Origin of the sequence: Sphingobium sp. 3R8, from assembly GCF_020166615.1 — a bacterium.
Lineage (GTDB): Bacteria > Pseudomonadota > Alphaproteobacteria > Sphingomonadales > Sphingomonadaceae > Sphingobium > Sphingobium bisphenolicum.
The window spans coordinates 1-21,782 of the sequence record NZ_JAIQXR010000030.1 but is presented as its reverse complement, the minus strand read 5'-3'; the positions used below and the strand labels follow the sequence as shown (position 1 = coordinate 21,782).

The following is a 21,782-nucleotide window of genomic DNA, read 5'->3' as shown; positions in this document are numbered from 1 at the left end:
AGCTCTTGGGCTTGTCCGACTGCGCTCGCCTCTTGAACCGATTGCGCATTCGATCCATCTGACCGTCGCCCTATTGTCAGATGAGAGATGTACGACCAATGACAGCCGACACCGTGAGCGCCCCTGAAACGCGTGCCTTCGAGGCCGATGTTTCCAAGCTCCTGCACATGATGGTGCACTCGGTCTATTCGGATAAGGATGTGTTCCTGCGCGAGCTCATCTCCAACGCGGCCGACGCGTGCGAGAAGCTGCGCTACGAGGCGATTTCGAATCCGGCCCTCTCCGGCGATGATCCGCAGCTGCGGATCACGCTGATCCTCGACAAGGAAGCCGGCACCATCGTGGTCGAGGATAATGGCATCGGCATGACCGCGGCTGACATGGGTGAGACGCTCGGCACCATTGCGCGCTCGGGGACCAAGGCGTTCATGGACAAGTTGGTGGCCGAAAAGGACGGAGAGGGTCAGCAGCTGATCGGCCAGTTCGGCGTCGGCTTTTACTCGGCCTTCATGGTCGCAGGCCGGGTCGATGTGGTTTCACGGCGCGCTGGTACGGATGAGGCGGCGAGCTGGTCGTCCGACGGTCAGGGCACCTACACTATCGCGCCGGTCGATGTAGCGGACGCACCCGCGCGCGGCACGCGGGTGACGCTCCATCTGCTCGATGACGCCAAGACCTATGCCGAGCGCTACACAGTGGAGCGGATCGTAAAAGCGCAGTCTGGCCATGTGCCGGTACCCATCTTCGTCAAGGAGCAGGGCAGCGAGGAGGAAGAGCGGCAGGTCGCTGACGGCGCCGCGCTCTGGACCAAGGCGAAGTCGGAGATCAGCGAAGAGGATTATGCCGACTTTTATCGCAGCGTCGCGGGCCAGTTCGACAAGCCGGCGCTGACCCTCCATTACCGGGCGGAGGGTCGCCACGAATATTCGGTGCTGACCTTCATTCCCGAGACCGAGCCGTTCGACCTGTTCGATCCCGACCGCAAGGGTCGGATCAAGCTCTATGTCCGCCGCGTGTTCATCACCGACGAGGCCGAGATCCTGCCGCGTTACCTGCGCTTCGTGCGCGGTCTCGTCGATTCTGCCGACCTGCCGCTCAACATGTCGCGCGAGATGATCCAGGACAGCCCTGTGCTGTCCGCCATCCAGAAGGGTGTGAGCAACCGGGTCCTGTCCGAGTTGGATAAGCTCGCGGGCAGCGAGCCTGAGCGGTACGCCGCGATCTGGGAGAATTTCGGGGCCGTCCTCAAGGAAGGCCTCTACGAGGATTTCGAACGGCGCGAGCAGCTGCTCGGCCTTGCCCGGTTCAAGAGCACAACGTCGAACGGCGGGTGGCGATCGCTCAAGGACTATGCAGCCTCGCTCAAGGAAAACCAGACCACGATCTACTATGCCACTGGCACGGACCTCGAGCGGATCGCGCAGTCGCCGCAGCTCGAAGGGTTCAAGGCTCGCGGTATCGAGGTGCTGTTGCTCCCTGACCAGGTCGACAGTTTCTGGACGACCATCGGCGTCGACTATGAGGGCAAGCCTTTCAAATCCGTGACCCAGGGCGCGACCGACCTCAGCCTCATTCCGCTCACGGAGGGCGGGGCTGCCTCGGAGGCCCATGCCACCGAGGAAGTCAGCGACTTCATTGCCTTTGCCAAGCAAGTCCTGGCGGACCATGTCTCGGACGTTCGCGTGTCCGATCGGCTGACGACCAGCGCAGTCTGCATCGTCGCGTCCGAGAACGCGATGGATCTACAGCTGGAGAAGATGCTGGCGTCGGCCGGACGCGCGCCCGAGCGGGTCAAGCCCGTGCTGGAGGTGAATGCGGGCCATGCGCTGATCGCGAAACTGGGCGAAGCCAGCGGGAGTGAAGAAGACCGTAGCGACCTGGCGTTCTTGCTGCTCGACGAGGCGCGGATCGCAGAGGGAGAGCCGCCGGCGGATCCACGCGCCTTTGCCGAGCGCCTTGAGCGCCTGATGGCGAGGGCGCTCGGCTGACGGCAGGTCGAACGTCGGTTCCGGCCGGAGCCGATGGCGACCTTCCTATGCTCTCCTTAAAGGTGGCATTAAGCGGTCCGCTTATTCGCAGGATAAAGATCGATGCGATCGGCATCCGGCAGGATCGCGTCGATCAGCAGCGATCGATGGCAACCGGCTGGCTCGCGTTCGAAGCAGAGGAGGGCGGTTGGCCTCTCTTGCGCCATTTCGACCAATTGCGCGCCCTGAACGATCGCTTCAGGCAGGTCGAGCTGGCCGGAATAGACTTCCGCCAGGCGCGCATGATTGCCCTTGCGCGCGGCCTCCCGGCCTTCGGGCGGCGTGCCCAGCGCCTTGAGCCCGATATAGTCGATACCCGCGTCCCTGAGCGCCGCCGCGAGGATATTCTTGGAGAATCCGGGCCTGCGCGACAGCGGAACGGCGCGAATATCTGCCAGCAACGTGACGCCCGCCTCCTTCAGGGCCGCGATAAGCTCGGCCTGGGTCGCGCCCTCATATCCGATTGTGAAGATCTGCATGCGACCCAGATAGGATGACGGTCTTTCGATTACACGGGCTTCCTCGATCGATTGCGCCCGTCGCGGATACTGGCCGGACCAGTTTCGGCGGCTGCGCGTTGTTTGACCATGACAAACGATATCTTGGAACGGTCCGGCGGATGCGCGTGCGGCGCGCTGCGCTTCGTTGCGAGCGGCGCGGCCTTGCGCGTCGGCCTGTGTCATTGCCTTACTTGTCAGAAGGCGCATGGCGCGCCCTATCTCGCCTTCGCCGTCTTTCCGCGCGGGGCGGTCGACCTGTCGGGCGCGCATGCCGGATGGGAGAGCAGCGCCGGTTATCACAGGCTATATTGTCCGGCGTGCGGATCGCGCTTTGCCAACCTGGCTGGCGAGGAGATCGAGCTTCCGGTCGCGAGCTTCGACGATGCGTCAGGGCTCGATCCGCAATATGAGAATTGGACCATTCGGCGGCTATCCTGGGTCGCACCTCTTGCGGTTCCCCAATTTGCGCGCGATCGGGATAGCTGAATTTGGGTAAGGTGGCGAGCGTGCGGCAAGAGACGACAATTTTTTCGATCGACACGCCGGGCCAAGGGCTGCACGAGGTGACCGATCCGATCCTGCGGTGGGTCCAGGGAAGCGGGATCAAAGACGGTCTGCTGACGATCTTCTGCCAGCACACGTCCGCATCGCTGCTCATCCAGGAGAATGCGGCGCCGGCCGCGCGCCGCGACCTGGAGGCCTATTTCACGCGGATCGCGCCTGAGGATCCGGTGCGCTATGACCATGACGACGAGGGACCCGACGACATGCCCGCCCATCTGCGCACGGCGCTCACGCAGGTGCATCTTTCCGTTCCCGTGATCGACGGCTCGCTGAGCCTGGGAACATGGCAGGGCATCTACCTGTTCGAACATAGGCGCGCGGCGCACGCCCGACGGCTTGCCCTCCATCTCATGGGCGAATGACTGGTGGAACCGAAGCTGGAGATAGGATGATGGCCGACACGGGCAATGTACGGAATAACGAGGCGGAGGGACGTTATGAGTTGGCGGTCGACGGACAATTGGCGATCGCGGCCTATGACCGGCGCGAAGGTGCGCTGGTCTTCACCCATACGCAGGTGCCCGAAGCGCTTGAAGGGCAGGGCGTCGGCAGTCGCCTGGTCAAGGCAGCCCTCGCCGACGCCCGTGCGCAAAACCTCAAAGTCGTGCCGCTGTGCGAATTTGTCGCGGCCTATATCGAGCGTCATCCCCAAGAGCAGGATCTGCTGGCGCTCGACGCACCCGGATAAGCGCTTGGGGCAAGCCGAGACGCGGAAGCGCTAGAGGCCAAGCTTGTCGAGCGCGGCCGTCAGTTCGGCGGCAGCTGCCGTTCCATCTTTTGGCGTCATGCGATTCAGAACCGTCTGCACGCGTTTCTGGGCGACCTGGATCGTCTTGTGCCGGACTTCGCGGGTCGCATTGGTTCGCCAGGAACGGCTTTGGCCAAGCAATGCCGCCCATTTGGCTTCTTCCGCGGCCAGGACCGACAGGGCGAGGCGAAGGCCGTCGCGGCGGCCATGATTGTAGTCGTCGGGCATCAGGGTCATCCAGAAGGTAGGCGTTCGCCGCGCGGAGCGGCGCTAACACGACAGTTCATGGCGCGCGGCGAAGCGTCAGGCGCGTCAACTCGGACGGACGACGAAGGCGCAGGGCGAAACCGGGCCAGATGGCGGTACCGTTGTTCACATATAGCGTCATGCCATCGACATCGTAAGGACCTGATACGAACCCAGCATTTCCGCGCGCCACCAGCCGATCAAGGCCGGGCATCATCCCACCATGCGTATGCCCGGACAGCTGCGCCGCGACGCCGCGCGCAGCGGCACGACAGGCACCGCGCGGCTGGTGGTCAAGCAGCAGAATGGAGACACCGGGCGGGCCTTCCGCAAGCGCGGCGACGAGGTCCGGCTTGGGCTGCCCCGTCGCCGGCGCTGACGCGTCGGTGACGCCGGCGAGCATGAGGCGCGCGCTACGCCGTTCCAGGATCGCGTGGGCGTTGGCGAGGATGCGCATGCCCATATGGGCAAAATGCTGCATCCACTCGCGATAGCCGAGAAAATATTCATGGTTCCCAGGGCTCATATAGACGCCATCCCTGGCGCGCAGCGCGCCCAAAGGCGCCACATCGGTGCGGCGCATCGCAAGCGAACCGTCGATCACGTCGCCCGTCACGACGATGAGATCGACGTCCAGCGCATTGACGCGTTCGACGACCCTTTGTGTCCATGCCTTGGGAAACAGGCGGCTGATGTGGAGATCGGTGAGCTGGACGATGGTGTAACCTTCGAACTCCGGCGGCAGGCCGCGGATACCAAGATCGATGTCCTTGAGCGGCGGAACGCGCACGGCATTGAGAACGCCGATCGCGGCCAGAAGGCTGGCGGCCGCTGCCATCGCATAGCGGACGGCGTTCGGCACCGCAGGCGCCTCGCCCGGTAGCATCCACATGGCCAAAATCGTCACATCGAGCAGCAGCTGGAGCAGCGCGAGGAACAGGATGGCGCCGCTGGCCCAGTTGAAGAGAATGACGATGCCGCGCGGGAATTCGGGCGCGAACACCGAACCCGACGACAATCTGCTCCAAAAGTGAAATTGCGATGCGGTGAGGAGCAAAGTTGCCACCGCGACCTTGGCCAGAACCGGGACTATCAGGGGCCACAGGAACTGGGTGATGACCAGGATCGCGGGCAGCGCAAAAATGAAGTGGACGATGGGGCGGCTCCAATGAGCGGTCTGAGATGGCGTGCGGGCACGCTCCGCGGTTCAAGGTGGGAAGGCGGGACCTGGTTCGCAATGGGATGACGCCGCCGGTCGGCACGAGTTTCATGGTTACGACCCTTCGCGCTTATGAGGGTAAGGCGGCCAGCGCTGTTTGACGGGCAGAGCAAGCCCAGGACGCAAGGTTCAACCTGCGTCATCGATAGCCCTGTCCAGAAGGGGCTCGTCACTTTGATCAGGATCAACGCAATTCTGTCCATTCGTTCAGGATCGTCTGCAGAGCCTGGGACGTTGAGCGCGTAATTCGATCAGGAAGGATTTCCATGCGCCACCACCACCTCGTCGCGCGCAATTTTATCCAGGGCCGCAACGTTTCGAGGAGAGGCACTGGCAGTTTTGCGGTGACGATCCTCTTTGCATCCGCGTCAATGTCCACCGCCTTCGCTCAACAAGGCGACGGAACGCATGTCACGATGTCGACGACCATCTTCAAACCCGCCAAGGTGCCGGCGACGCCCGAACGCATCGCGTCCATCAAGGCGCCCCCGGGCTTTACGGTAACCGCCTTTGCCACCGGCCTCAAAAACGCCCGTGTCCTCGCCGTTTCGGCCGATGGGACGGTCTATCTGACGCGTCGCGATCAGGGCGATGTGCTGATGCTGAAGGACGCCGATGGTGACGGTCGGGCGGACGGCATGCCCGTGACCGTCGCCAATCGGGCAGGTATGCACGGTATCGCGATCCATGGCACGAAAATGTACGTGGTGACGGTCAAGGAGCTCTTCGTCGCCGATATCATGGGCGACGGCACACTCGGGCCGCTGACGATGCTCGCCGGCGATCTTCCCGACGCGGGGCAGCATGCAAACCGCACGATCGCTTGGGGCCCGGACGACATGCTGTATCTCAGCGTTGGTTCGACTTGCAACGTCTGCAACGAAAGCAATCCCGAGAATGCGACGATCCTGCGTATATCGCCCGACGGCAAGAGCCGGACGATCTTCGCAAGCGGCCTGCGCAACACGATCGGTTTCGACTGGGACCCCAGGTCGGGTGAGCTGTGGGGCCTCGACAACGGCATCGATTTTCTGGGCGACGAGGATCAGCCCGAGGAGTTGAACCGCATCGAGGCCGGCAGGGCCTATGGCTGGCCCCATGCCTATGCCGATGGAAAAATCTATCCCCAGTCGACGCCGGTGGGCGGGATCACCAAGGAGCAGTGGAAAGCGCAGAGCGTTCCGATGGTGCTGGGCTACAACGCTCATGCAGCGCCGATGCAGATGCTTTTCTACAAGGGCGCTTCCTTCCCGTCGGACTATAATGGCGACGCCTTCGCGACGATGCGCGGTTCGTGGAACCGGGAACAGCCATCGGGTTACAATATCGTTCGCATCCGCTTCGATCGCGGCAAGGCGACGGCAATCGAGCCGTTCGTGACCGGCTTCCTGACCGATGGCGGGCAGACGCATATCGCCAGGCCCATGGGCCTTGCGGTCGCCAAGGACGGCTCGCTGCTGATGGCGGACGACGCCAATGGGGTGATCTACCGCATCGCTTATGGAAAAGGCCGGAAGAATGCGGTGACGACGATGGCGCCGGCGGTTGCGATGGTTCGCCAGACGGGCAAGGGAAGCGATGTGCCGCTGGCCCTCGCGCGACCCGAAACATCGGCGCGGGGAGTAATCGGTATCACATCGGCAACGATCCAGCCTAATGGCGCAATCCCGATGAAGCATAGCGACTATGCCGACGGCGCGTCTCCCGCGCTACGATGGAACGCCGTGCCCGGCGCGCAAAGCTACGCGCTCATCGTCGAAGATCCCGATGCCAAGCCCGCGTCGCCCTTCGTCCACTGGGTCGCCTGGAATATACCGGCCTCCGTTACGGCGCTGCCGGAAGGCGTGCAGGAACAGCCCCGGCTGACCGAGCCGGAAGGCCTGCTTCAGGGGCGAACCACGCGCGGGTCGACCGGCTATTATGGGCCGCGTCCGCCGGTCGGCGATCCGCCGCACCATTATCATTTTCAGATCATGGCGCTCGACCGGATGCTGACGGTGCCAGCGGGCGCAGATCGCGACGCGGTGCTGACGCAAGCGAAAGGTCATGTGATCGCCAAGGGCGAACTCATCGGAACCTATGCCCAGACAGTGGCACCACCCAAATGAAGGCGCTGGAAAACCTGACGCAAGAGGGTGCCCGGTTGGTCGATGAACTGGCCGATCGCCACGGCGTCAGCCGTGAGGCCGCAGCGACGCTGCTACAGGCGATGGCGGCAGGTGGCGGTAATCAGGCGCAATTCAACCATGCCGAATTGGGAGGTCTCGGACAATGGTCGCGCGGCGGCATGCTGATGATCGGCGACATGTTCAACCATGGTCTGAAAGCCAGGGTTGCGGCTCTGGCGGAGGACCTTGCGACGGCCTTGCGAGCCGATGTCTCAGCCCTGACGCGCGTTACCGCATCGGACATGTCTGCGTCGAGCGAAAGCGGCCGATGGCCGGTTGCACTGGGTAACCCGGCTTCGAGCGGATCGCAGAACGACATGCATTATGCGGTTTTCCCCGCAATGCATCGCCTTGCTATTGAGAGAGGCGGGCAGATCACGCTCTATGATACGGCCGATCACCAGATTATCGGGTTCGGCCAGCAGCAGGGTGACGGTCAGTCGCTCACTCTGACCACTCAATATGGTCTCGTCCGGGTGGACAGCCTTGCGGTGGTGTCGACGGACGGCCGATCGATCGGCGAACTGGCACCTGATGAAGGCGGGCCTTCGGGGGATGGCACAGCCGTCGCCGGGGTTCATGCGAAGCCGCGAGCTGCTGCCGCCGAACCTGACGGCGGCATAGTCGCGACGATCGAAGCGCTCGCCGGACTGCACGCAAAGGGCATACTGACGGACGACGAGTTTTCGGCCAAGAAGGCAGATCTGCTTTCGCGTTTGTGATCCGGCATAGCTTCCTGTCCTTGCGGTGGAACTTCCCGGAACCACTACGCGCTGTGCCGAGAGAATGACCTGAACGAAATCTTGGCGGAGGCCTTCAATTTGAGTGAAGCAAGCTGGAGCGATACGACGAAGACTCCCGCAATCGATTGGTCAATCAGTGCGGGGCTCGAAAATGTCGCGCGTGGCGGACAGGATATTGCCGAGGTCACCAACCTTGAAGGCGCGGTGCGGGCATGGTTGGCGCTCGATCAGGAGCATCAGAAGGAGGCCAGGTTGACGATCGAGCATCCGATCCTGCTCGATGGTGTCGCAATGTCTCACTTCTCGGGTCTGACTATCGCGGCGTTGGCTGAGCACTTGCCCCCTGAAACCAGCCGGGCGTGACGCGGGCGGGCGACCGCGTGGATCCGGAGGAGGCGCCTCGTCTCGACGCCCACCAAGGCGACGGGGTCGTGCGCGCAACGACGCGGATGACCGCGTGGGCCTGCTGCGCTATAGCTCATCTCTCTTAGAGAGACCCTTTGCCCTGCGACTGCGACCTCTTGTCATGGGATCTGGCTTTTTGGGACGCACCCAGCCCTGTGGGGGGCGTACGCGCTGCTGGCTCGTACCCAGACCCATCGCACCAGGCTGCTGCCGCTCAAGACCCTGAGGGTCGATATCGGTTTCGGGCTGATCGCCGCCGGCCCGCACGAGACTGATCATGTCGCGCAGGCGGGCGGCTTCATCGAAGTTCAGCGCCGCGGCAGCGTCCTCCATGGCGTGTCTCAATTCTTCAAGCCGAGTCACACTGATGCCTTCCAGTCTGTCCGTTCGATCACGCGCGCAGACTGTCCGGGACGATGCCGCCATTTTCGGCCAGCTTGGCTATGACGGCTCGATGAAGAGCAATATTCTGCTCCGCGCTGCCGTCTTCGCCAGCATGGATATTGAGCTCTGCGGCCAGCTCCTTTCGCGCGGCAAGACTTGAATCGAGGTCCAACAGCTTGAGGAGATCGACGATGGAGCTCTGATAATTGCCTCCGCCACCTTTCATGTCCGCCATCGCCGCCAGCACAGCGCCAACATCTACCGCCTGGGCAGCCGGCGCGGGGGTGGCCGCAGGGGGAGGGGGCGCGGCAACCGTGGGGCTCGGCGACGCAGGATGCGACGGAGGGGCGGGCGGTGGAGGAGAGGATGGCGCCGCGGCTTTCGCGTCGTGATGGAAAATCTTGTCCATGATCTTGCCGAAGATGCCCATTGGTTTGCCTTTCAAATGCGGCGCGATGGCGTGACGATCACGCACTCTCGCCGTCAACGGCACAATGGAAGGAAAGGTCCCTCGGAACGAGGCAGCGCGACGAATGTTGATGCCCCATCGGTGACCCGCCGACGGGAGACAGATAATGAAGCGCAGCATTCTCATGACCGTGTCGGTGGCCGCGTTGGCGCTGGCATCCTGCGGCAAGAAAGCCGATCCCATCGTCGACAATAGCAGCACGAACACGGCGAACGCAGCGAACGCGGTGGCCGCACAAAGCGTGCCCGCGATCAGCCCCGGTCAGGCCTTTGCCAATGCGGCAGCGGCCAGCGACAATTTTGAGATCGAGACCTCCAAGCTGGCTGCCGGCAGCGCCGCGTCGGCCGCGACAAAAGCCTTTGCCCAGTCGATGATCAAGGCCCACACGGATTCGACGGCAAAGCTCAAGGCGGCGGCTGGCGGGGCCGTGCCGGCGATCACGCCCGACCCCACCCTCACACCAGAGCAGGTTCAGACGCTTGAAGCGCTCAAGGGCAAGGAAGGCGCAGCGTTCGACGCGGCCTATGCCGATGCCCAGATCAGCGCGCATCAGATGACCCTCGACACGTTGAAGGCCTATGCTGCGAGCGGCGACGTCGCCTCGCTCAAATCCTTCGCCTCGGCACTGGTGCCAATCGTGACGGCGCATGTGAACATGGCCAAAGGTCTGAAGCGCTAGGGGCCATCCACTTCAGCTCCGGTCCCGAGGGCATGTCTCGGCTCCGGCTCGAAATCGCCTGGCAGCAATGCCGGTGCGTACGCTCACTGTCGATATGGAACCTTGCCGATGCGTTCGCACCGTTGATGCCGGGCGCCACCTTGATCCCGGACCAGGCTAGCCGTCAAAAGTTCGACGAGGTCCCTTGCGGTCATTCCTCGTCCTCGGCCGTACAGTCTCCATCCTGGCCCGCATAGGCCTGGCCTGAGCAATCGCCCGGGCTGTCGAGATACGCCTCGAGTTCGCGCCAATGGCGGTCCCACCTGGCCCGCGACGACTGAGGGGAACCTGCATCTCTACAAATTGCCGCGCGCGGGAGATGGGATTGCCCGACGGGGAGCGGAGGCGTTCGAGAATGGCCCGCAGTCGATCAACGCGCGGGCCGACCAGAGGAACGGCGTCATCGCTAACCATTCTAGCCGCCCGTTTTAGGCGTCACCCAGACTTCGACTGGCGCCACGAACTTTCCGGGCGCCGGCTTCCCCACATGGACCCGGTCGGCGCTCACGCGTTCGCCGGACGCGAGGTTGAAAATGGCCCAGGGCTTGGGCATTCGCCCGAAGGTCATTTTCTGGATCGGCTGACCGGTGGCCGAGTTCATGATGGTTGCGACGATGCTCATGTCGGTTCGATAGCGGAGGGGTCCCGAAACTGTCCATAGTCGTGATCGATCCCTGATCGTGTGGTGCTTCCCGCCCCTTGCTCCAGTCAAACTCCACGGTCTAAGGGTGTGGACTTGTTTTGTTGAAAGGCACCTTATGAACAATAGTGATCTCGCTGATGCCGTGGCCGGCGAGCTTGGCCTCTCCAAGGCCGACGCGCGCAAGGCCGTCGATACGGTCTTTTCGGCAATTGCCGCGGCGGCGGCCAAGGGCGACGAAGTTTCCTTGAACGGCTTTGGCAAGTTCAAGGTGAAGGAAAGCGCTGCTCGGGAGGGCCGCAATCCCTCGACCGGCGCGACGATCCAGATAGCAGCGTCGAAAAAGCTAGGATTTGCGGCCGCCAAGGCGGTGAAGGATCAACTCAACGGATGAAGGTCATCGGCCCCGCGATGGGCGGGGCCGATCTCCCATTTGAAATTTTCGTTGGCGCTAATCCCTCCGTCTTTCGAGGATCGAACGGCCCGCTTGCAGGACATTTAGGCCTTCGCAATGTTGAGCAGATCGCACGGTTCGCATCGGAAGGATGGTTCATGACCTTCGAAGGACGTCTACTTTTCCTTAAGGGCCTGATGAAGTCGGCCCGGAACGACGATACCCGCTATCTGATTGCGGGCGCACTTCGCGACCTTGGCTATATCGATTTCCAGGATTTCTGTCGCACAGCGGCCGCCGCGCCTTGACCGAGGGCGTCCATTCGCTGGTCGACAGCGGCAACCAGATCCTGCTGCTCTATGGCCAGGCCAAGGCAAAGCGGCCGCCCGACGCGACCCATCCCTTCGGCTACGGGCGCGAGCTGTATTTCTAGGCCTTCGTCGTTGCGATCCTTATCTTCGCGGTGGGCGCGGGCGTCTCGGTCTACGAAGGCTGGCTGCATATCGCCGAGCCCGAGCCGCTGCGCGATCCGACGATCAACTATGTGGTGCTGGGCGTCGCCGCGCTGCTCGAAGGCACGAGCTGGGTCATCGCCGTGCGCGAGTTCAACGGCAAGGGCGGCGCCAGCAGCTGGTGGCAGTCGATCCGCCGCCCCAAGGACCCGGCCGGATTCATCGTCCTTTTCGAAGACAGCGCGGCGCTGGTCGGCCTTGGTATTGCGGGCATCGGCATCTGGGCGAGTCATCAATATGCAGACCCCCGCATCGATGGCGTGGCGTCCATCGTCATTGGGCTTATCCTGGCCGGCGTCGCGGTCTTGCTCGCGCGCGAGGCGAAAGGGCTGCTGATCGGTGAGAGCGCGGACCGGGCCATGATCTCGGTGCTATGGTCGATCCTCGACACGCGGCCACAGATCAGCGCGGTTAATCATGTCCGCACGATCCACACCGCGCCTGACGCCGTGTTCGTCGCGATTAGCGCCGATTTTATCGACGACCTGCCGATGGGCGAGGCAGAAAGCTTGATCGAAGATATTGAGCGAAAGATGAAGGCGCAGGTGCCGGAGCTGACTTCCATCTACATCCGGCCGGAAAAGCAAGCGGACGCCGTGAGGCGGCCACCGCCCGCCTAGCTCTTGCCGCTCTCTTCCACTGGCGGGATGAAGCTGACCTGCGCCAGTCGCCACGCGCGTTCCTGCGCATCCGGCCAATAATGACGGGGATGACGGCATTCCGACGGCGGATGGGTATCGTGCACCTCCGCGCGGATCAGCCGCCCGGTTTCGCGCAGCCGGATGGTGGCGCCGGGAAACTCCGTCTGCAGCCGATCGCAGACCTTCTGCGCATCCTCCGACAGATCGGTACTGGAGAGGGCGCGGGGCGCGCCGTCCACCAGTTCGGCGGTCGAGGAGCGCAGCGCCTTGATCCCGTCGTTGAGGACGTCGAACGAGATGATGGCGGCCGCGACGGAGTCCGCCCACCACCAGCCAAGGCCCAGGCCGATGATGCCGGCAAGCCCCGCCGCGCCGGTCAGCCAGTTGGCCTTGTTCATCAGTGCGTCGGTATGAAGCAGCTTGTCATTGAGTTGCTCAGCGAGCGGCAATTCCTTGCGGCCGATAAAGAGGGGCGGGATCAGCGAATAGATTTGCGCGGCAAGCATCAGCCAGCCGAGCCAGATGTCCTGGCCTAGAATGACGATCGATCCCACGGTCGCGTGTTCGGCTGAACCCAGCGCCATCAGTGCATTGTAGAGCAGCAGAGCGCCAACGGCCGTCAGCGCGACTGCCGCGACGAAGAAGCCAAGGCCGTTGACCCGTTCGAAGCCGAAGGGGAAACGGCGGGAGCGGGAGCCGTTGCGCTCCATATGCGCGGCGACCAGGAACATGATGGGCGGCACCAGGCCCAGCGTGTCCTCGATCCAGGCGGTCTTCATCGTCTCGCTCTGGCCCAGCACCAGACCCATGGTGACGATGATGGTCAGCGTCCAGAAAATGTTCCAATATTCGAGGCGGATGGCTTTACCCATCGTCTCGCCCAGTTCATGCGGAAGGCTATTGTCGCTCATTGCTCCCGTGCTTCCTGCGTTATTGCCCGGCTCGCGCGCTCGACCGTCATGATCCAGCGGTTCTCGCCGTTGCGCATGGCGGCCTTCAGTTCGATCGGGGAGTCCTTGGACCCGGTCGTGGAGAGGGCGGGGGCGAAGGCCACATCGGTTGCCCAAGGACTTTCGGCCGTGAAGCGACCGATCGCCAGGTCGAGCGTGCCATCGTCCAACTGCTGCAGCACCAGCTCGCCCGATCCAATGCGCCACTGCGCACGCGCCTTGGTGCGCCGTTCGATCTCTCGGATCAGCCTGTCGACTTCGGGGGCGGCGCGCACGGAAGAGTCGGTCAGCGCGACGGTGAAGCTGTGGCTCCGTGCGATCCGGTCCGATGTGTTGGCGGGATCGCGTGGCAGCGCATCGCAGGCGCCCAGCAGCAGAAAGGCAATAGCAATAATGCCTTGTTTCATTCGATGACCTCTTCGCCCGTTCAAAGTCCGCTCCCGGCCTGTCGGGCCCAGGCGACGATCGCCTGTTCCGGCATCGCGCCAGACTGACGCGCGATCTCGCGGCCGTCCTTGATGAGGATCAATGTCGGGATCGAACGGACGCCGTAGCGCCCCGCAATGGCCTGCTCGGCCTCCGTATCGAGCTTGCCAAGCCGGATATCGGGCTCCAGCCGCCGAGCCGCCGCCGCGAAGGCGGGCGCCATCTGCCGGCAGGGACCGCACCAGTTTGCCCAGAAATCGACGAGAAGCGGGATGTCGGCGCGGCTTGCATGGGCATCGAAATTTCGGGCGGTCAGCGTGACCGGCGCGCCTTGAAAGAGCGGCGCGTGGCATTTGCCGCATTTTCCGCTCGCTCTCAGCCTGTCCCTTGGCACACGGTTGGACGCCGCGCAGGTTGGGCAGGCGATGATGAGCGCGTCGACCGTGTCGGTCGCCATGGCTTAGCCCTTCTTTTCCGGAAGCCCTTTGCGATCGGTGCCGGCAAATTCCTCAAGCTGCTTTTCGCTCATCGATTTCTCCATCTGCTTGGATGCGCCGCGCAGTTTGGATTTAGGCTGATCGCCGCGCTTGGCGGCGAGGGCCGCGCCGGCCGCCCTTTGCTGCGCCTTGGATGTTGCTGGCATGATGCTCTCCTGTAATTCCTGTCTCGCGAAATAAACCCGCAATCGCTCCAACCGCTCCCAGGCGCGGAGAAATGCCCCCGATTAGGAAATCATTTTCGATCGGACGCGCCTTGAGCGTTATCCTTCGCGCTAGCCGGCTCGTCGGACTTTTCATTCGCGTCGGATTTGAGCGGCGCCATGATCCACAAGGTGAAGAGGACGAACAGGGTGATCGTGACGGCGACGGCATAGCTCGCAAGACCCGCCGCGACGCCGATTGCACCGGTTGCCCAAAGGCTGGCGGCCGTGGCCGTACCCTTGACGGAATTGCGTTGTTGCAGGATCGCGCCACCGCCAAGAAAGCCGATACCGCCGATCACGCCCTCCAGTACGCGCGCGATCGCGGCCGGATCGTGCGCCATCATGGTCTCGACGGCCTGAACAAAGCCGCAGCTGGCGACCGCCACCAGAGGAAAGTTTCTAAGCCCCGCGCTCCGCTCTTCCCGTTCCCGGTTCCACCCGATGGGGATCGCCAAGAGATAGGCGACCGCGAGGGCTGTTATATGCGGTAGAAAGGCAGAGCTGTCGGGCATGGATGGCATAGCGCGCAGGTTAGCGATCAGATGCGCAAAATGCCGATTGGAACAGCAAGGGGCGTCCGTGCGTCCCATCGGCGATCCGAAGGACGAGGAGGACCCAATGGAAGAAAAGCGCCCAGGCCAACACCCTGATGAGGAACTGACCGAACCCGCTCGCGGCGATGTCGTCAATATGTCCTCCAATCCGTCAGACAAGACGCCCACGGCAATGGAGCGTGAATGGCTGCGACGTGCGCGTAAACAGGCCGACGCCGACCGTGCCAAGATGCGCGACACCGGTCATGGCGACCACAAGGGCGAAGAAGGTTTCTAGCGCTGCTCCTAGCTCCATCAGCAGGGAGCTCTTGCGGTCGGAATGTGTTGATCAGGCATGGCTCGAGCACTGAAGGTTTATCGCACGTCGATCGGTTCCCACGACGCCTAGCTGCCAGTCTTGGGCATCCAGCACTGGAAAGCAGACAGATCGTTCCTAAGAACGGAAAATCAGTCGCTAAGTGGCTGGAAGGGTCGTTATCGAAGAGGCCAGGTCCAAAGAATAAGCGGCGTGCCGACCAGCACGACCAACAGGGAGAGTGGTGCGCCTAATCTTGCATAGTCGCTGAACCTGTAACCCCCGGGCCCCAACACCAACGTGTTGCACTGGTGGCCGATCGGGGTCAGGAAATCACATCCCGCACCCATGGCCGTGGCGATCAGGAACGGCTCGGGACGATATCCCAGATCATGCGCGAATACCGCCGCGATCGGCGCCATGACGAGGACGGTCGCGGCGTTGTTGAGGAACGGCGTAACCGCCATCGCGGCCACCAGGATCAGAGCCACCGCGCCCCAGGCGGGCAGCGTTGCCGCGGCGTGGGCGAGGGCGGTTGCAAGGATGTCCGACGCACCGGTCGTCTGCAGGCTCTCGCTGACCGGGATCAACGCCGCAAGCATGATGAGGATGGGCCATTCGACCGCTTCATAGGCTTCGCCTACGGGAAGCGCGCCAGTGACGATGACCAGCGCCGCCGCAGCGAAGAAGGCCACTGCAACCGGTACAACGCCGGTCGCGGTGGCGATCATGGCGACTACCAGGATCAAGATGGGCAGCCAGCTGCGGTTGGAATTGCCAAGGCGCATTTCCCTCGCCGCCAGGGGGAGGGCGCCGAGTTGGCCAAGCCGGTCGGGCAGCAAGGCGACCGGCCCCTGCATCACGATGACGTCTCCGGCTTGGAGCACGGTCTGTCCGATTTTGCGGGTCAGATGCTCGCCCGCTCGCGATACCGCGATCAGGTTCACGCCGAACCGCTCGCGCAACGACAACCGGCCGGCGGTGCGCCCGATGAGGACGGAATCGGTCGTGACGACCGCCTCGATGACGCCGATCTCGTCGCGATCCTCGCCCTCCGCACCCTCCTTGCCTTCGCCGGTCAGAGCAAGCCGGTCGCGCGCGATCACGCGCTCCAGGGCATCGGGCGCACCGGACAGGATGAGGATGTCACTCTCGCGCAGATGGACATGGGGATGGACCGTGCCCTGCATATCGCCGCGGAGCAGGCTCATGACCGTCACCTGATCCTCGTGACGCGCGATAAACTCCGCGATCGTCTCGCCGATCGCCTGCGATCCTTCCGTCACTGACGCTTCGGTGACATAGCCCGAGATATTGAGCGCTTCTCCCATGGTCGGCGCGGCGCGGCGGTCGCGAGGCAGGAGGCGATAGCCGAAGCGCAGGAAGATGAGGCCGACGACGAGCAGGCCGAAACCGGTCGGAAAATAGTCGAACATGGCGAAGGGCTTGCCGGTCATCTCGTCGCGAACGCGGCTGACGATGATGTTGGGCGAGGTGCCGACCAGCGTCATCAGCCCACCCAGCAAGGACGCGAAGGACATCGGCATCAGGAAGACCGAAGGGCTCGCCTTGTTCTTCTTGGCCATCTGAACGGCGGCGGGCATCAACATGGCGAGCGCGCCCACATTCTTGACCAGCGCAGACGACAAGCCGACCGAAGCCGTCAGCACCAGCAGCTGCGAGCGAATGCTGGTCACGCGTCCCGCCAAAAAGCGCATGGCGATCTCGATCACCCCGGACCGCTGCACGGCGGCGGATATGACGAGAGCGGAGCCCACGATGATGACGATATCGTCCGCAAAGCCCTTAAATGCGTCGGCCGGCTTGACGATCCCCAGCACGAGCGCTGCCAGTAGGGCGATGACGGCCGTCACATCGTAGCGGAACCGCCCCCACAGGAAGAGGCACATCATGCCGACCAGGGTGGCGATCGAAAGCCATTGAGGAAGCGTCATCGGGCCTCAAGTTTCAAGGGGCATATATCGCGGGATCCTAAGGCTGTTCTTCCCGGCAGGGCAGGTCTGCGCGCGTCATTCCTGATCGGGCGGCAGGCGTCGTGGCGGGGACCGATAGGCCGCCGGTGAGGTCGGAGCGACGCTTGACGGCTTTATCCTGGGCTGCGGTTGCGGCACGGCTTGTTCCACGCTCTTGTCGAACATTTTCTTCAACATCCAGCCGACCGCAAATGTCACCGTTGCCGTCAGTGCAGCCCGACCAGCGGTTTCAATCAGGGTCATCTTCATGGCGGCTTCGGACCCGCTATCCTTGGGCTTCACGATACCGGCTTTTTCCATCAGCTTGCGGCGAGGCGTCTTCATCAAGGTCGTCCTGTCGGTTCGGGAGGATGGAATATCTGGCGAACGCGCGGATCCAATGTTGGTTCAGGACCGCGCAATCAAACGGAACTGGTGGGAAATTGAACGATGCAGACATTTGCTGGCTCGTCTGGCCGATCACGTTCGCCCGAACCGAAAGAAACAGAATGGCAGGAATTTATGGAGTGGCCAGACATGCGGCACAGAATGAAACAAAAAGGAACACGCGAAAGACGGCGTGCGGGCGTTCAGAAGCCCAACTCGCCCTGGTGGTCGCCGTGGCCGGTGCGGCGCGCGTCCTCGCGGTCGGCGTCGGCGCGCTTCTGCGCCCGGCGCAATAGCTCCCGCTCCATGGCCGTGGGCTTGTCGTCCGACGGGCGAGGCGAAAATGCCGAGCCGTCCTTGCCAGTGGCTTCGGTCAGTTCCTCATCGGGGTGCTGGCCTGGGCGCTTCTCTTCCATGGTCTGTCCTTGCTGGGGGTGCGTCCGGTCAGTATCTCCAGGTCGCGTGCGGAGTTCCCAGGCGGGGCCACGCATACCGTAGGTTACCGGTTTTAAACGTGGGATCAGCAACTGTCGCGCGCGTCAGCAGTTGAGCTGTTGCAACAGGAGTGATGTTTCAGTGACCCATAAGCCCGCAGTGCCCGCCGCCAGCACGCCGCCCTATCCAGTGCATCCCTTACACGTGGCCCTTCGGACCGACGCGGACCATGCGCCTGACGAGAACGAGCCTAAGCAGGATGCTTCGGCCGGCAAGGTTGGTGCTATGAGTGCGGCCATCGGGGTCGGCTCTGCGGCCATCGTAGCAGCGCTGATATACGTGCGCCATCGGAAAGGGTGATCGAGGTTATTGTCGAGCGCCGCCTCTGCGAGATGGGGGAGAGCCCGCCGATATACGGCGACTCCATCCCCCACGCCGCAGCCTCGCCCTGCCGGTCTTACCGGCGGCTCCGCTCCAGAATTATATTATTCGGCGCGGCAGCAGCGGCGATTCCCTAGCGGAAGACGCCGGACAAAAAAAGGGCCGATCCGCAGATCAGCCCGAAGAGTTATAGGAGAGGATGCCTGAAAGGCACTCCCTCTATGTCCCGCCTGCATTCTGACGGCAAATGTGAAAAGTGCCGACGCGATTGCGCCCAGGAAAATTGCTCCTATCCCGGCACTGACCGCCTAGCTACGCGGCGGACTTGTCCTCAACCATCAGCCGCTCGCCCTGCGACCTTATGACAGCAGCGATAGGCCCGGCCATCAGGCTGAGCATTCCAGACAGGTGGACAGTAACGCGCAAGCGCGTGTCCTCAGCGTCGATGGTGCAAGGCACCTCTATACCCATGGTGGACACGGTCAGCAGCATGCGGTCGGCGCTTGGCCAACTGTGGGTGACGGTGGCCGCGCCGCCGGGGATGTGGGAGGCTAGCTTGCCCACGCGGGCAGCCATGCGGCGCTTAGCCTCCTCGCGGCCGAGGGCGTGCGGAATGTCGATGATGGTGGGCTGTGCCATGGCAGGGGGACGCGTAGAGTGGCGGGTTGTTCCGCTGCGAATAAGGGCTCTAACGAATCGCGAAATCACGGGTTTGGAGGCGGATCTGGGTATAGCTGGGATTCGCTTACGTCATCTCGCGAACGGTCTTACCGCTCAGCCGCAACTGTCCGAGCGCTCGCGTTGCCGAAAGCTCATTCGCGTCCTTCGTCACGATTCGCACCGGAACATCGACGCCGGCGCTTCGCTGTAGAGGAAATGGATTAGATTAGCGCGAGGACAGTGCATGACCGATGACAAGACAGCAACGCTGTACCGGATGATCCTTCCAGAGGAGGAATGTCCCTTCGACGTTCATGCCAAGTCGTTGCTTGAGGAGCATGGCTTCACCATTGAGGAACACATCCTCCGCACGCGGGAGGAGGTGGAAAAGTTCGAAGACGAGCACGACGTCGCGACGACGCCGCAGGTCTTCATCGGCGGCAGACGGATCGGCGGCAGTGACGATCTCCAGCGCTACCTCGAAGCTTGAGCACTCTTCAGAGCGGGCCCCAGCCGGCCGGCCTCTCGCCGATTCTCGCTGGTAGCATTGTGGTGGGAATTCTTAGCCTTAGTGCGCTGATCGGTCGTCGCAACGCGCCCGACCCGTCTCATCCGGGCATTCGAAACTGGTATCGTCGCTTGGATAAGCCCAGCTACACCCCACCAGATGCGGTTTTCGGCGCGGTGTGGCCTATTCTGGAAACCAGCATGGCGGTGGGCGGCTACCGCCTCTTGCGACGCACGCCGTCCGGAAGGCGAAGCGCATCGATCGGTCTTTGGTTGGCGACAACGGGCATGATTGGTGGCTGGACCGAAAACTTCTTCCGCAAGCATGCCCTGGCCGGAAGTGCGACCGCCTCTGGCGCGATACTCATGACGACCGCCGCCTATGTCGCGACGACGCACAAGGTCGATCATGTGGCGCAGCAGACGGCGGTCCCGCTTTTAGGCTGGCTTGCCTTTGCGACCTTGCTAGCGACGCGAATATCACAGCGCAATCCAGCAACTGGAGTCCAGTGAGCCTGACCGCGCCGGGCTACGCGCAGCAGCGCAACAACCTTGCGACCAATATCGGGCTGGGAGTGCCAACACGCCGCCTCCCGTTTCTGCCAATATTTAGCTATCTTAAAATCCGAGCTCTTCCAGACCTGACGTCACCGCAACCAGTTGGATAAAACCGCTTCTTATGGCCTTTTCCGGACCGTTCAAAGTTCGGGTGAGCGAGTGGGAGAAAATTGGCGGACTTAGAGCGCGATGATGAAAGGCTGGAATATCTTTTACTCCGCGTGGCGCTGCAGGAAGCAGTAGCTGATCGCCAAAGCTGCTTCATTCCGACTGCCGTCAGACAGCATAGGGAACTCGCTAAGGCGTACGCAGACCGCGCTGGGCTGGCCATTGCGGGTCAAGAGGTCATGTACCCGTAAATGGGTTTCCCTTTTGGGAAAGTCGCTGATCTAGCCTCGGCAAAATTGGCCGAGGCTGAGATGGCATATTTGAAGCCTATATGGCGATCTGATCTCAGCCCAGATGGTCACACCTCATCCCTCCAAGCATCACGGTCGATCTTACCACCAGTCCGCAGATCAAACACCCGGCACAATGAAACAGCGAACTAACCGAGGTTAAACGTCTTATTAATCTAATATTCGAATTTTTGCGTTATCCAGCGGCGCAGGTCAGGAGATACCGAATGAAGCGCCTCCTTTACATCAGCACGGCTCGCTCAATCCTGAAGTCGACGGAATTCGATGACCTACTGGTGAAATCGCGAAAGGCGAACTTTGCCGCCGACATAACGGGATTGCTCGTGGTCGGCGGCCGTCGTTTTCTGCAGGTACTCGAAGGGCCAGACCAGAACGTCACCGCGACCTATAAGCGTATTGCGGCCGATCCGCGTCATTTCGCATTGGTTAAGCTGCATGATAGGGAAATCACAAGGAGGGCTTTTGCGTCATGGGCGATGGGTTATGAGCAAGGCGGCGTTGCAGCGGACACGGCAACGCTGGAGCAGCAAATAGCTGCCTTAGTGGGACCAATTGCTGATCCGACACTCCGCGCATATTTTACCGGCTTTGTTGAAACTCATTTACCGGCATGACCGTCCAACAAATTGCCGTACATCCGCAGCAAACCAGTTGCCCTTGTCCGGTTCCCGCCGCGCGCGATATCGTAGTATCTCCTATCTTGCTTCTGGTGTGCCAACCGGGAATGACCTGATCCAGCCCCCATAATGTTGCACGGTAGCTACTTTGTATCGTCAAGGCTGCTAAATCGAGTGACAGGCCGTGCGACGTTGTCCGTAACTGCAAGGGGGGATGATGTGCCGGCGATGGACGCGGACTCGGGGACAGGAAAAGCTTTCGCCTCCGCGCGCTTTGAAAGTTGAGCTATTTGCGATAATTGCTGGCGCAGTCGCGGCCCTTATCATCCTGCTGGCTTGCCTAATCATTCGCTGACGTATCAAGGTAACCGGTCAGCTCATAACAATCTGTCAGCCGCGTCGAAAGGCGAAGGGCGGCGGTCAATGACGTAACTTTTGTAGCTTCCGTCTTACCAGAGCTCCTCAACGTCCAGCTGCTGCGACCAACCGATTATGACGCTGAATTGGAAGGCGCATGCTTGGATCCGCGCCACACTCTC

29 protein-coding genes and 1 pseudogene are annotated in these 21,782 nt (G+C 62.3%); 15 read left to right on the top strand and 15 right to left on the bottom strand.

The window, feature by feature from the left end; genetic code table 11:
- Positions 1-98 precede the first annotated feature (98 nt).
- Positions 99-1,988: a molecular chaperone HtpG gene (htpG, locus tag K9B33_RS21135; protein ID WP_224551087.1), complete on the top strand. Its 1,890-nt coding sequence runs from the start codon at positions 99-101 to the stop codon at positions 1,986-1,988.
- A 68-nt stretch (positions 1,989-2,056) separates the two neighbouring features.
- On the opposite strand, the gene K9B33_RS21130 is transcribed toward htpG, so the two are convergent.
- A complete protein-coding gene (locus K9B33_RS21130; protein WP_224551086.1) occupies positions 2,057-2,506 on the bottom strand; it encodes a DUF488 family protein in 450 nt (149 codons plus the stop codon).
- A gap of 108 nt (positions 2,507-2,614) precedes the next feature.
- On the opposite strand from K9B33_RS21130, the gene K9B33_RS21125 reads away from it, so the two are divergent.
- Genes K9B33_RS21125 through K9B33_RS21115 form a run of 3 tightly spaced genes read left to right on the top strand, consistent with a single transcriptional unit; the run spans position 2,615 to position 3,779 of the window.
- Positions 2,615-3,013, top strand: coding sequence for a GFA family protein (locus K9B33_RS21125; RefSeq protein ID WP_224551085.1), 399 nt, complete (start codon positions 2,615-2,617; stop codon positions 3,011-3,013).
- A 20-nt stretch (positions 3,014-3,033) separates the two neighbouring features.
- Positions 3,034-3,453 carry a secondary thiamine-phosphate synthase enzyme YjbQ gene (locus K9B33_RS21120; RefSeq protein WP_224551103.1) on the top strand — a complete coding sequence of 140 codons (420 nt, stop codon included), beginning with the start codon at positions 3,034-3,036 and terminating at the stop codon, positions 3,451-3,453.
- 26 nt (positions 3,454-3,479) lie between these two features.
- Positions 3,480-3,779, top strand: coding sequence for a GNAT family N-acetyltransferase (locus K9B33_RS21115; RefSeq protein WP_224551084.1), 300 nt, complete (start codon positions 3,480-3,482; stop codon positions 3,777-3,779).
- Positions 3,780-3,809: 30 nt separating this feature from the next.
- Here K9B33_RS21115 and K9B33_RS21110 read toward each other — a convergent pair whose 3' ends face one another.
- Complete coding sequence (locus tag K9B33_RS21110) at positions 3,810-4,067, bottom strand: hypothetical protein (RefSeq protein WP_224551083.1); 258 nt, start codon at positions 4,065-4,067, stop codon at positions 3,810-3,812.
- Between the two features lie 55 nt (positions 4,068-4,122).
- Complete coding sequence (locus K9B33_RS21105) at positions 4,123-5,103, bottom strand: metallophosphoesterase (RefSeq protein ID WP_224551082.1); 981 nt, start codon at positions 5,101-5,103, stop codon at positions 4,123-4,125.
- 617 nt (positions 5,104-5,720) lie between these two features.
- Between K9B33_RS21105 and K9B33_RS21100 the strand changes: the two genes are divergently transcribed.
- The 3 genes from K9B33_RS21100 (at position 5,721) to K9B33_RS21090 (ending at position 8,578) form a co-directional block, all read left to right on the top strand.
- Positions 5,721-7,412 carry a YbhB/YbcL family Raf kinase inhibitor-like protein gene (locus tag K9B33_RS21100; RefSeq protein WP_224551081.1) on the top strand — a complete coding sequence of 564 codons (1,692 nt, stop codon included), beginning with the start codon at positions 5,721-5,723 and terminating at the stop codon, positions 7,410-7,412.
- Entirely contained in the window at positions 7,409-8,194 is a 786-nt protein-coding gene (locus K9B33_RS21095) for an SHOCT domain-containing protein (protein WP_224551080.1), read from the top strand. The genes K9B33_RS21100 and K9B33_RS21095 overlap by 4 nt, the downstream gene beginning before the upstream one ends.
- An 81-nt stretch (positions 8,195-8,275) precedes the next feature.
- Complete coding sequence (locus tag K9B33_RS21090; RefSeq protein WP_224551079.1) at positions 8,276-8,578, top strand: hypothetical protein; 303 nt, start codon at positions 8,276-8,278, stop codon at positions 8,576-8,578.
- A gap of 108 nt (positions 8,579-8,686) precedes the next feature.
- Here the strand turns inward: K9B33_RS21090 and K9B33_RS21085 are convergent, their stop codons facing one another.
- Entirely contained in the window at positions 8,687-9,046 is a 360-nt protein-coding gene (locus K9B33_RS21085) for a UvrB/UvrC motif-containing protein (protein WP_263499676.1), read from the bottom strand.
- Positions 9,012-9,434: a DUF3597 family protein gene (locus tag K9B33_RS21080; protein WP_224551102.1), complete on the bottom strand. Its 423-nt coding sequence runs from the start codon at positions 9,432-9,434 to the stop codon at positions 9,012-9,014. The genes K9B33_RS21085 and K9B33_RS21080 overlap by 35 nt, the downstream gene beginning before the upstream one ends.
- 145 nt (positions 9,435-9,579) lie before the next feature.
- Between K9B33_RS21080 and K9B33_RS21075 the strand changes: the two genes are divergently transcribed.
- A complete protein-coding gene (locus K9B33_RS21075; RefSeq protein WP_224551077.1) occupies positions 9,580-10,152 on the top strand; it encodes a DUF4142 domain-containing protein in 573 nt (190 codons plus the stop codon).
- A 454-nt stretch (positions 10,153-10,606) separates the two neighbouring features.
- Here K9B33_RS21075 and K9B33_RS21070 read toward each other — a convergent pair whose 3' ends face one another.
- Positions 10,607-10,813 (bottom strand): hypothetical protein, encoded by a 207-nt coding sequence (locus K9B33_RS21070; protein ID WP_224551076.1) that lies wholly within the window; start codon positions 10,811-10,813, stop codon positions 10,607-10,609.
- Positions 10,814-10,949: 136 nt separating this feature from the next.
- Here K9B33_RS21070 and K9B33_RS21065 point away from each other — a divergent pair, with 136 nt between their 5' ends.
- The 3 genes and pseudogenes from K9B33_RS21065 to K9B33_RS21055 all read left to right on the top strand — a co-directional run bounded on the left by K9B33_RS21065 (position 10,950) and on the right by K9B33_RS21055 (position 12,357).
- A complete protein-coding gene (locus K9B33_RS21065; protein WP_224551075.1) occupies positions 10,950-11,225 on the top strand; it encodes an HU family DNA-binding protein in 276 nt (91 codons plus the stop codon).
- Positions 11,222-11,533 carry a hypothetical protein gene (locus K9B33_RS23305; RefSeq protein WP_224551074.1) on the top strand — a complete coding sequence of 104 codons (312 nt, stop codon included), beginning with the start codon at positions 11,222-11,224 and terminating at the stop codon, positions 11,531-11,533. Before K9B33_RS21065 ends, K9B33_RS23305 begins: the two co-directional genes overlap by 4 nt.
- Positions 11,506-12,357, top strand: a pseudogene (locus K9B33_RS21055) (cation diffusion facilitator family transporter). The gene K9B33_RS23305 and the pseudogene K9B33_RS21055 overlap by 28 nt, the downstream one beginning before the upstream one ends.
- On the opposite strand, the gene K9B33_RS21050 reads toward K9B33_RS21055, so the two are convergent.
- The 5 genes from K9B33_RS21050 to K9B33_RS21030 form a co-directional block, all read right to left on the bottom strand.
- Positions 12,354-13,289: a cation transporter gene (locus K9B33_RS21050; protein WP_224551073.1), complete on the bottom strand. Its 936-nt coding sequence runs from the start codon at positions 13,287-13,289 to the stop codon at positions 12,354-12,356. The pseudogene K9B33_RS21055 and the gene K9B33_RS21050 sit on opposite strands and share 4 nt — an antisense overlap.
- Complete coding sequence (locus tag K9B33_RS21045; RefSeq protein ID WP_224551072.1) at positions 13,286-13,735, bottom strand: hypothetical protein; 450 nt, start codon at positions 13,733-13,735, stop codon at positions 13,286-13,288. Before K9B33_RS21045 ends, K9B33_RS21050 begins: the two co-directional genes overlap by 4 nt.
- Before the next feature lie 20 nt (positions 13,736-13,755).
- Positions 13,756-14,211 carry a thioredoxin TrxC gene (gene trxC / locus K9B33_RS21040; RefSeq protein WP_224551071.1) on the bottom strand — a complete coding sequence of 152 codons (456 nt, stop codon included), beginning with the start codon at positions 14,209-14,211 and terminating at the stop codon, positions 13,756-13,758.
- A gap of 3 nt (positions 14,212-14,214) precedes the next feature.
- Complete coding sequence (locus tag K9B33_RS21035) at positions 14,215-14,397, bottom strand: DUF3008 family protein (RefSeq protein ID WP_224551101.1); 183 nt, start codon at positions 14,395-14,397, stop codon at positions 14,215-14,217.
- An 89-nt stretch (positions 14,398-14,486) separates the two neighbouring features.
- Entirely contained in the window at positions 14,487-14,969 is a 483-nt protein-coding gene (locus tag K9B33_RS21030) for an MgtC/SapB family protein (RefSeq protein WP_224551070.1), read from the bottom strand.
- 67 nt (positions 14,970-15,036) lie between these two features.
- On the opposite strand from K9B33_RS21030, the gene K9B33_RS21025 reads away from it, so the two are divergent.
- Complete coding sequence (locus K9B33_RS21025) at positions 15,037-15,288, top strand: hypothetical protein (protein WP_224551069.1); 252 nt, start codon at positions 15,037-15,039, stop codon at positions 15,286-15,288.
- A gap of 197 nt (positions 15,289-15,485) precedes the next feature.
- Here K9B33_RS21025 and K9B33_RS21020 read toward each other — a convergent pair whose 3' ends face one another.
- From K9B33_RS21020 to K9B33_RS21005, 4 genes are all read right to left on the bottom strand, one after another.
- Positions 15,486-17,261 (bottom strand): SLC13 family permease, encoded by a 1,776-nt coding sequence (locus K9B33_RS21020; RefSeq protein ID WP_224551068.1) that lies wholly within the window; start codon positions 17,259-17,261, stop codon positions 15,486-15,488.
- Positions 17,262-17,336: 75 nt separating this feature from the next.
- Complete coding sequence (locus K9B33_RS21015) at positions 17,337-17,624, bottom strand: hypothetical protein (RefSeq protein ID WP_224551067.1); 288 nt, start codon at positions 17,622-17,624, stop codon at positions 17,337-17,339.
- Between the two features lie 245 nt (positions 17,625-17,869).
- Positions 17,870-18,082: a hypothetical protein gene (locus tag K9B33_RS21010; protein WP_224551066.1), complete on the bottom strand. Its 213-nt coding sequence runs from the start codon at positions 18,080-18,082 to the stop codon at positions 17,870-17,872.
- Positions 18,083-18,794: 712 nt separating this feature from the next.
- Positions 18,795-19,121: a polyhydroxyalkanoic acid system family protein gene (locus tag K9B33_RS21005; protein ID WP_224551065.1), complete on the bottom strand. Its 327-nt coding sequence runs from the start codon at positions 19,119-19,121 to the stop codon at positions 18,795-18,797.
- Between the two features lie 265 nt (positions 19,122-19,386).
- Between K9B33_RS21005 and K9B33_RS21000 the strand changes: the two genes are divergently transcribed.
- From K9B33_RS21000 to K9B33_RS20990, 3 genes are all read left to right on the top strand, one after another.
- Positions 19,387-19,632, top strand: coding sequence for a glutaredoxin domain-containing protein (locus K9B33_RS21000; protein WP_224551064.1), 246 nt, complete (start codon positions 19,387-19,389; stop codon positions 19,630-19,632).
- 62 nt (positions 19,633-19,694) lie between these two features.
- Positions 19,695-20,162 carry a TspO/MBR family protein gene (locus K9B33_RS20995; RefSeq protein WP_224551063.1) on the top strand — a complete coding sequence of 156 codons (468 nt, stop codon included), beginning with the start codon at positions 19,695-19,697 and terminating at the stop codon, positions 20,160-20,162.
- 670 nt (positions 20,163-20,832) lie between these two features.
- Positions 20,833-21,240, top strand: a complete 408-nt coding sequence (locus K9B33_RS20990) for a BLUF domain-containing protein (RefSeq protein WP_224551062.1) — start codon at positions 20,833-20,835, stop codon at positions 21,238-21,240.
- Positions 21,241-21,782: the final 542 nt, after the last annotated feature.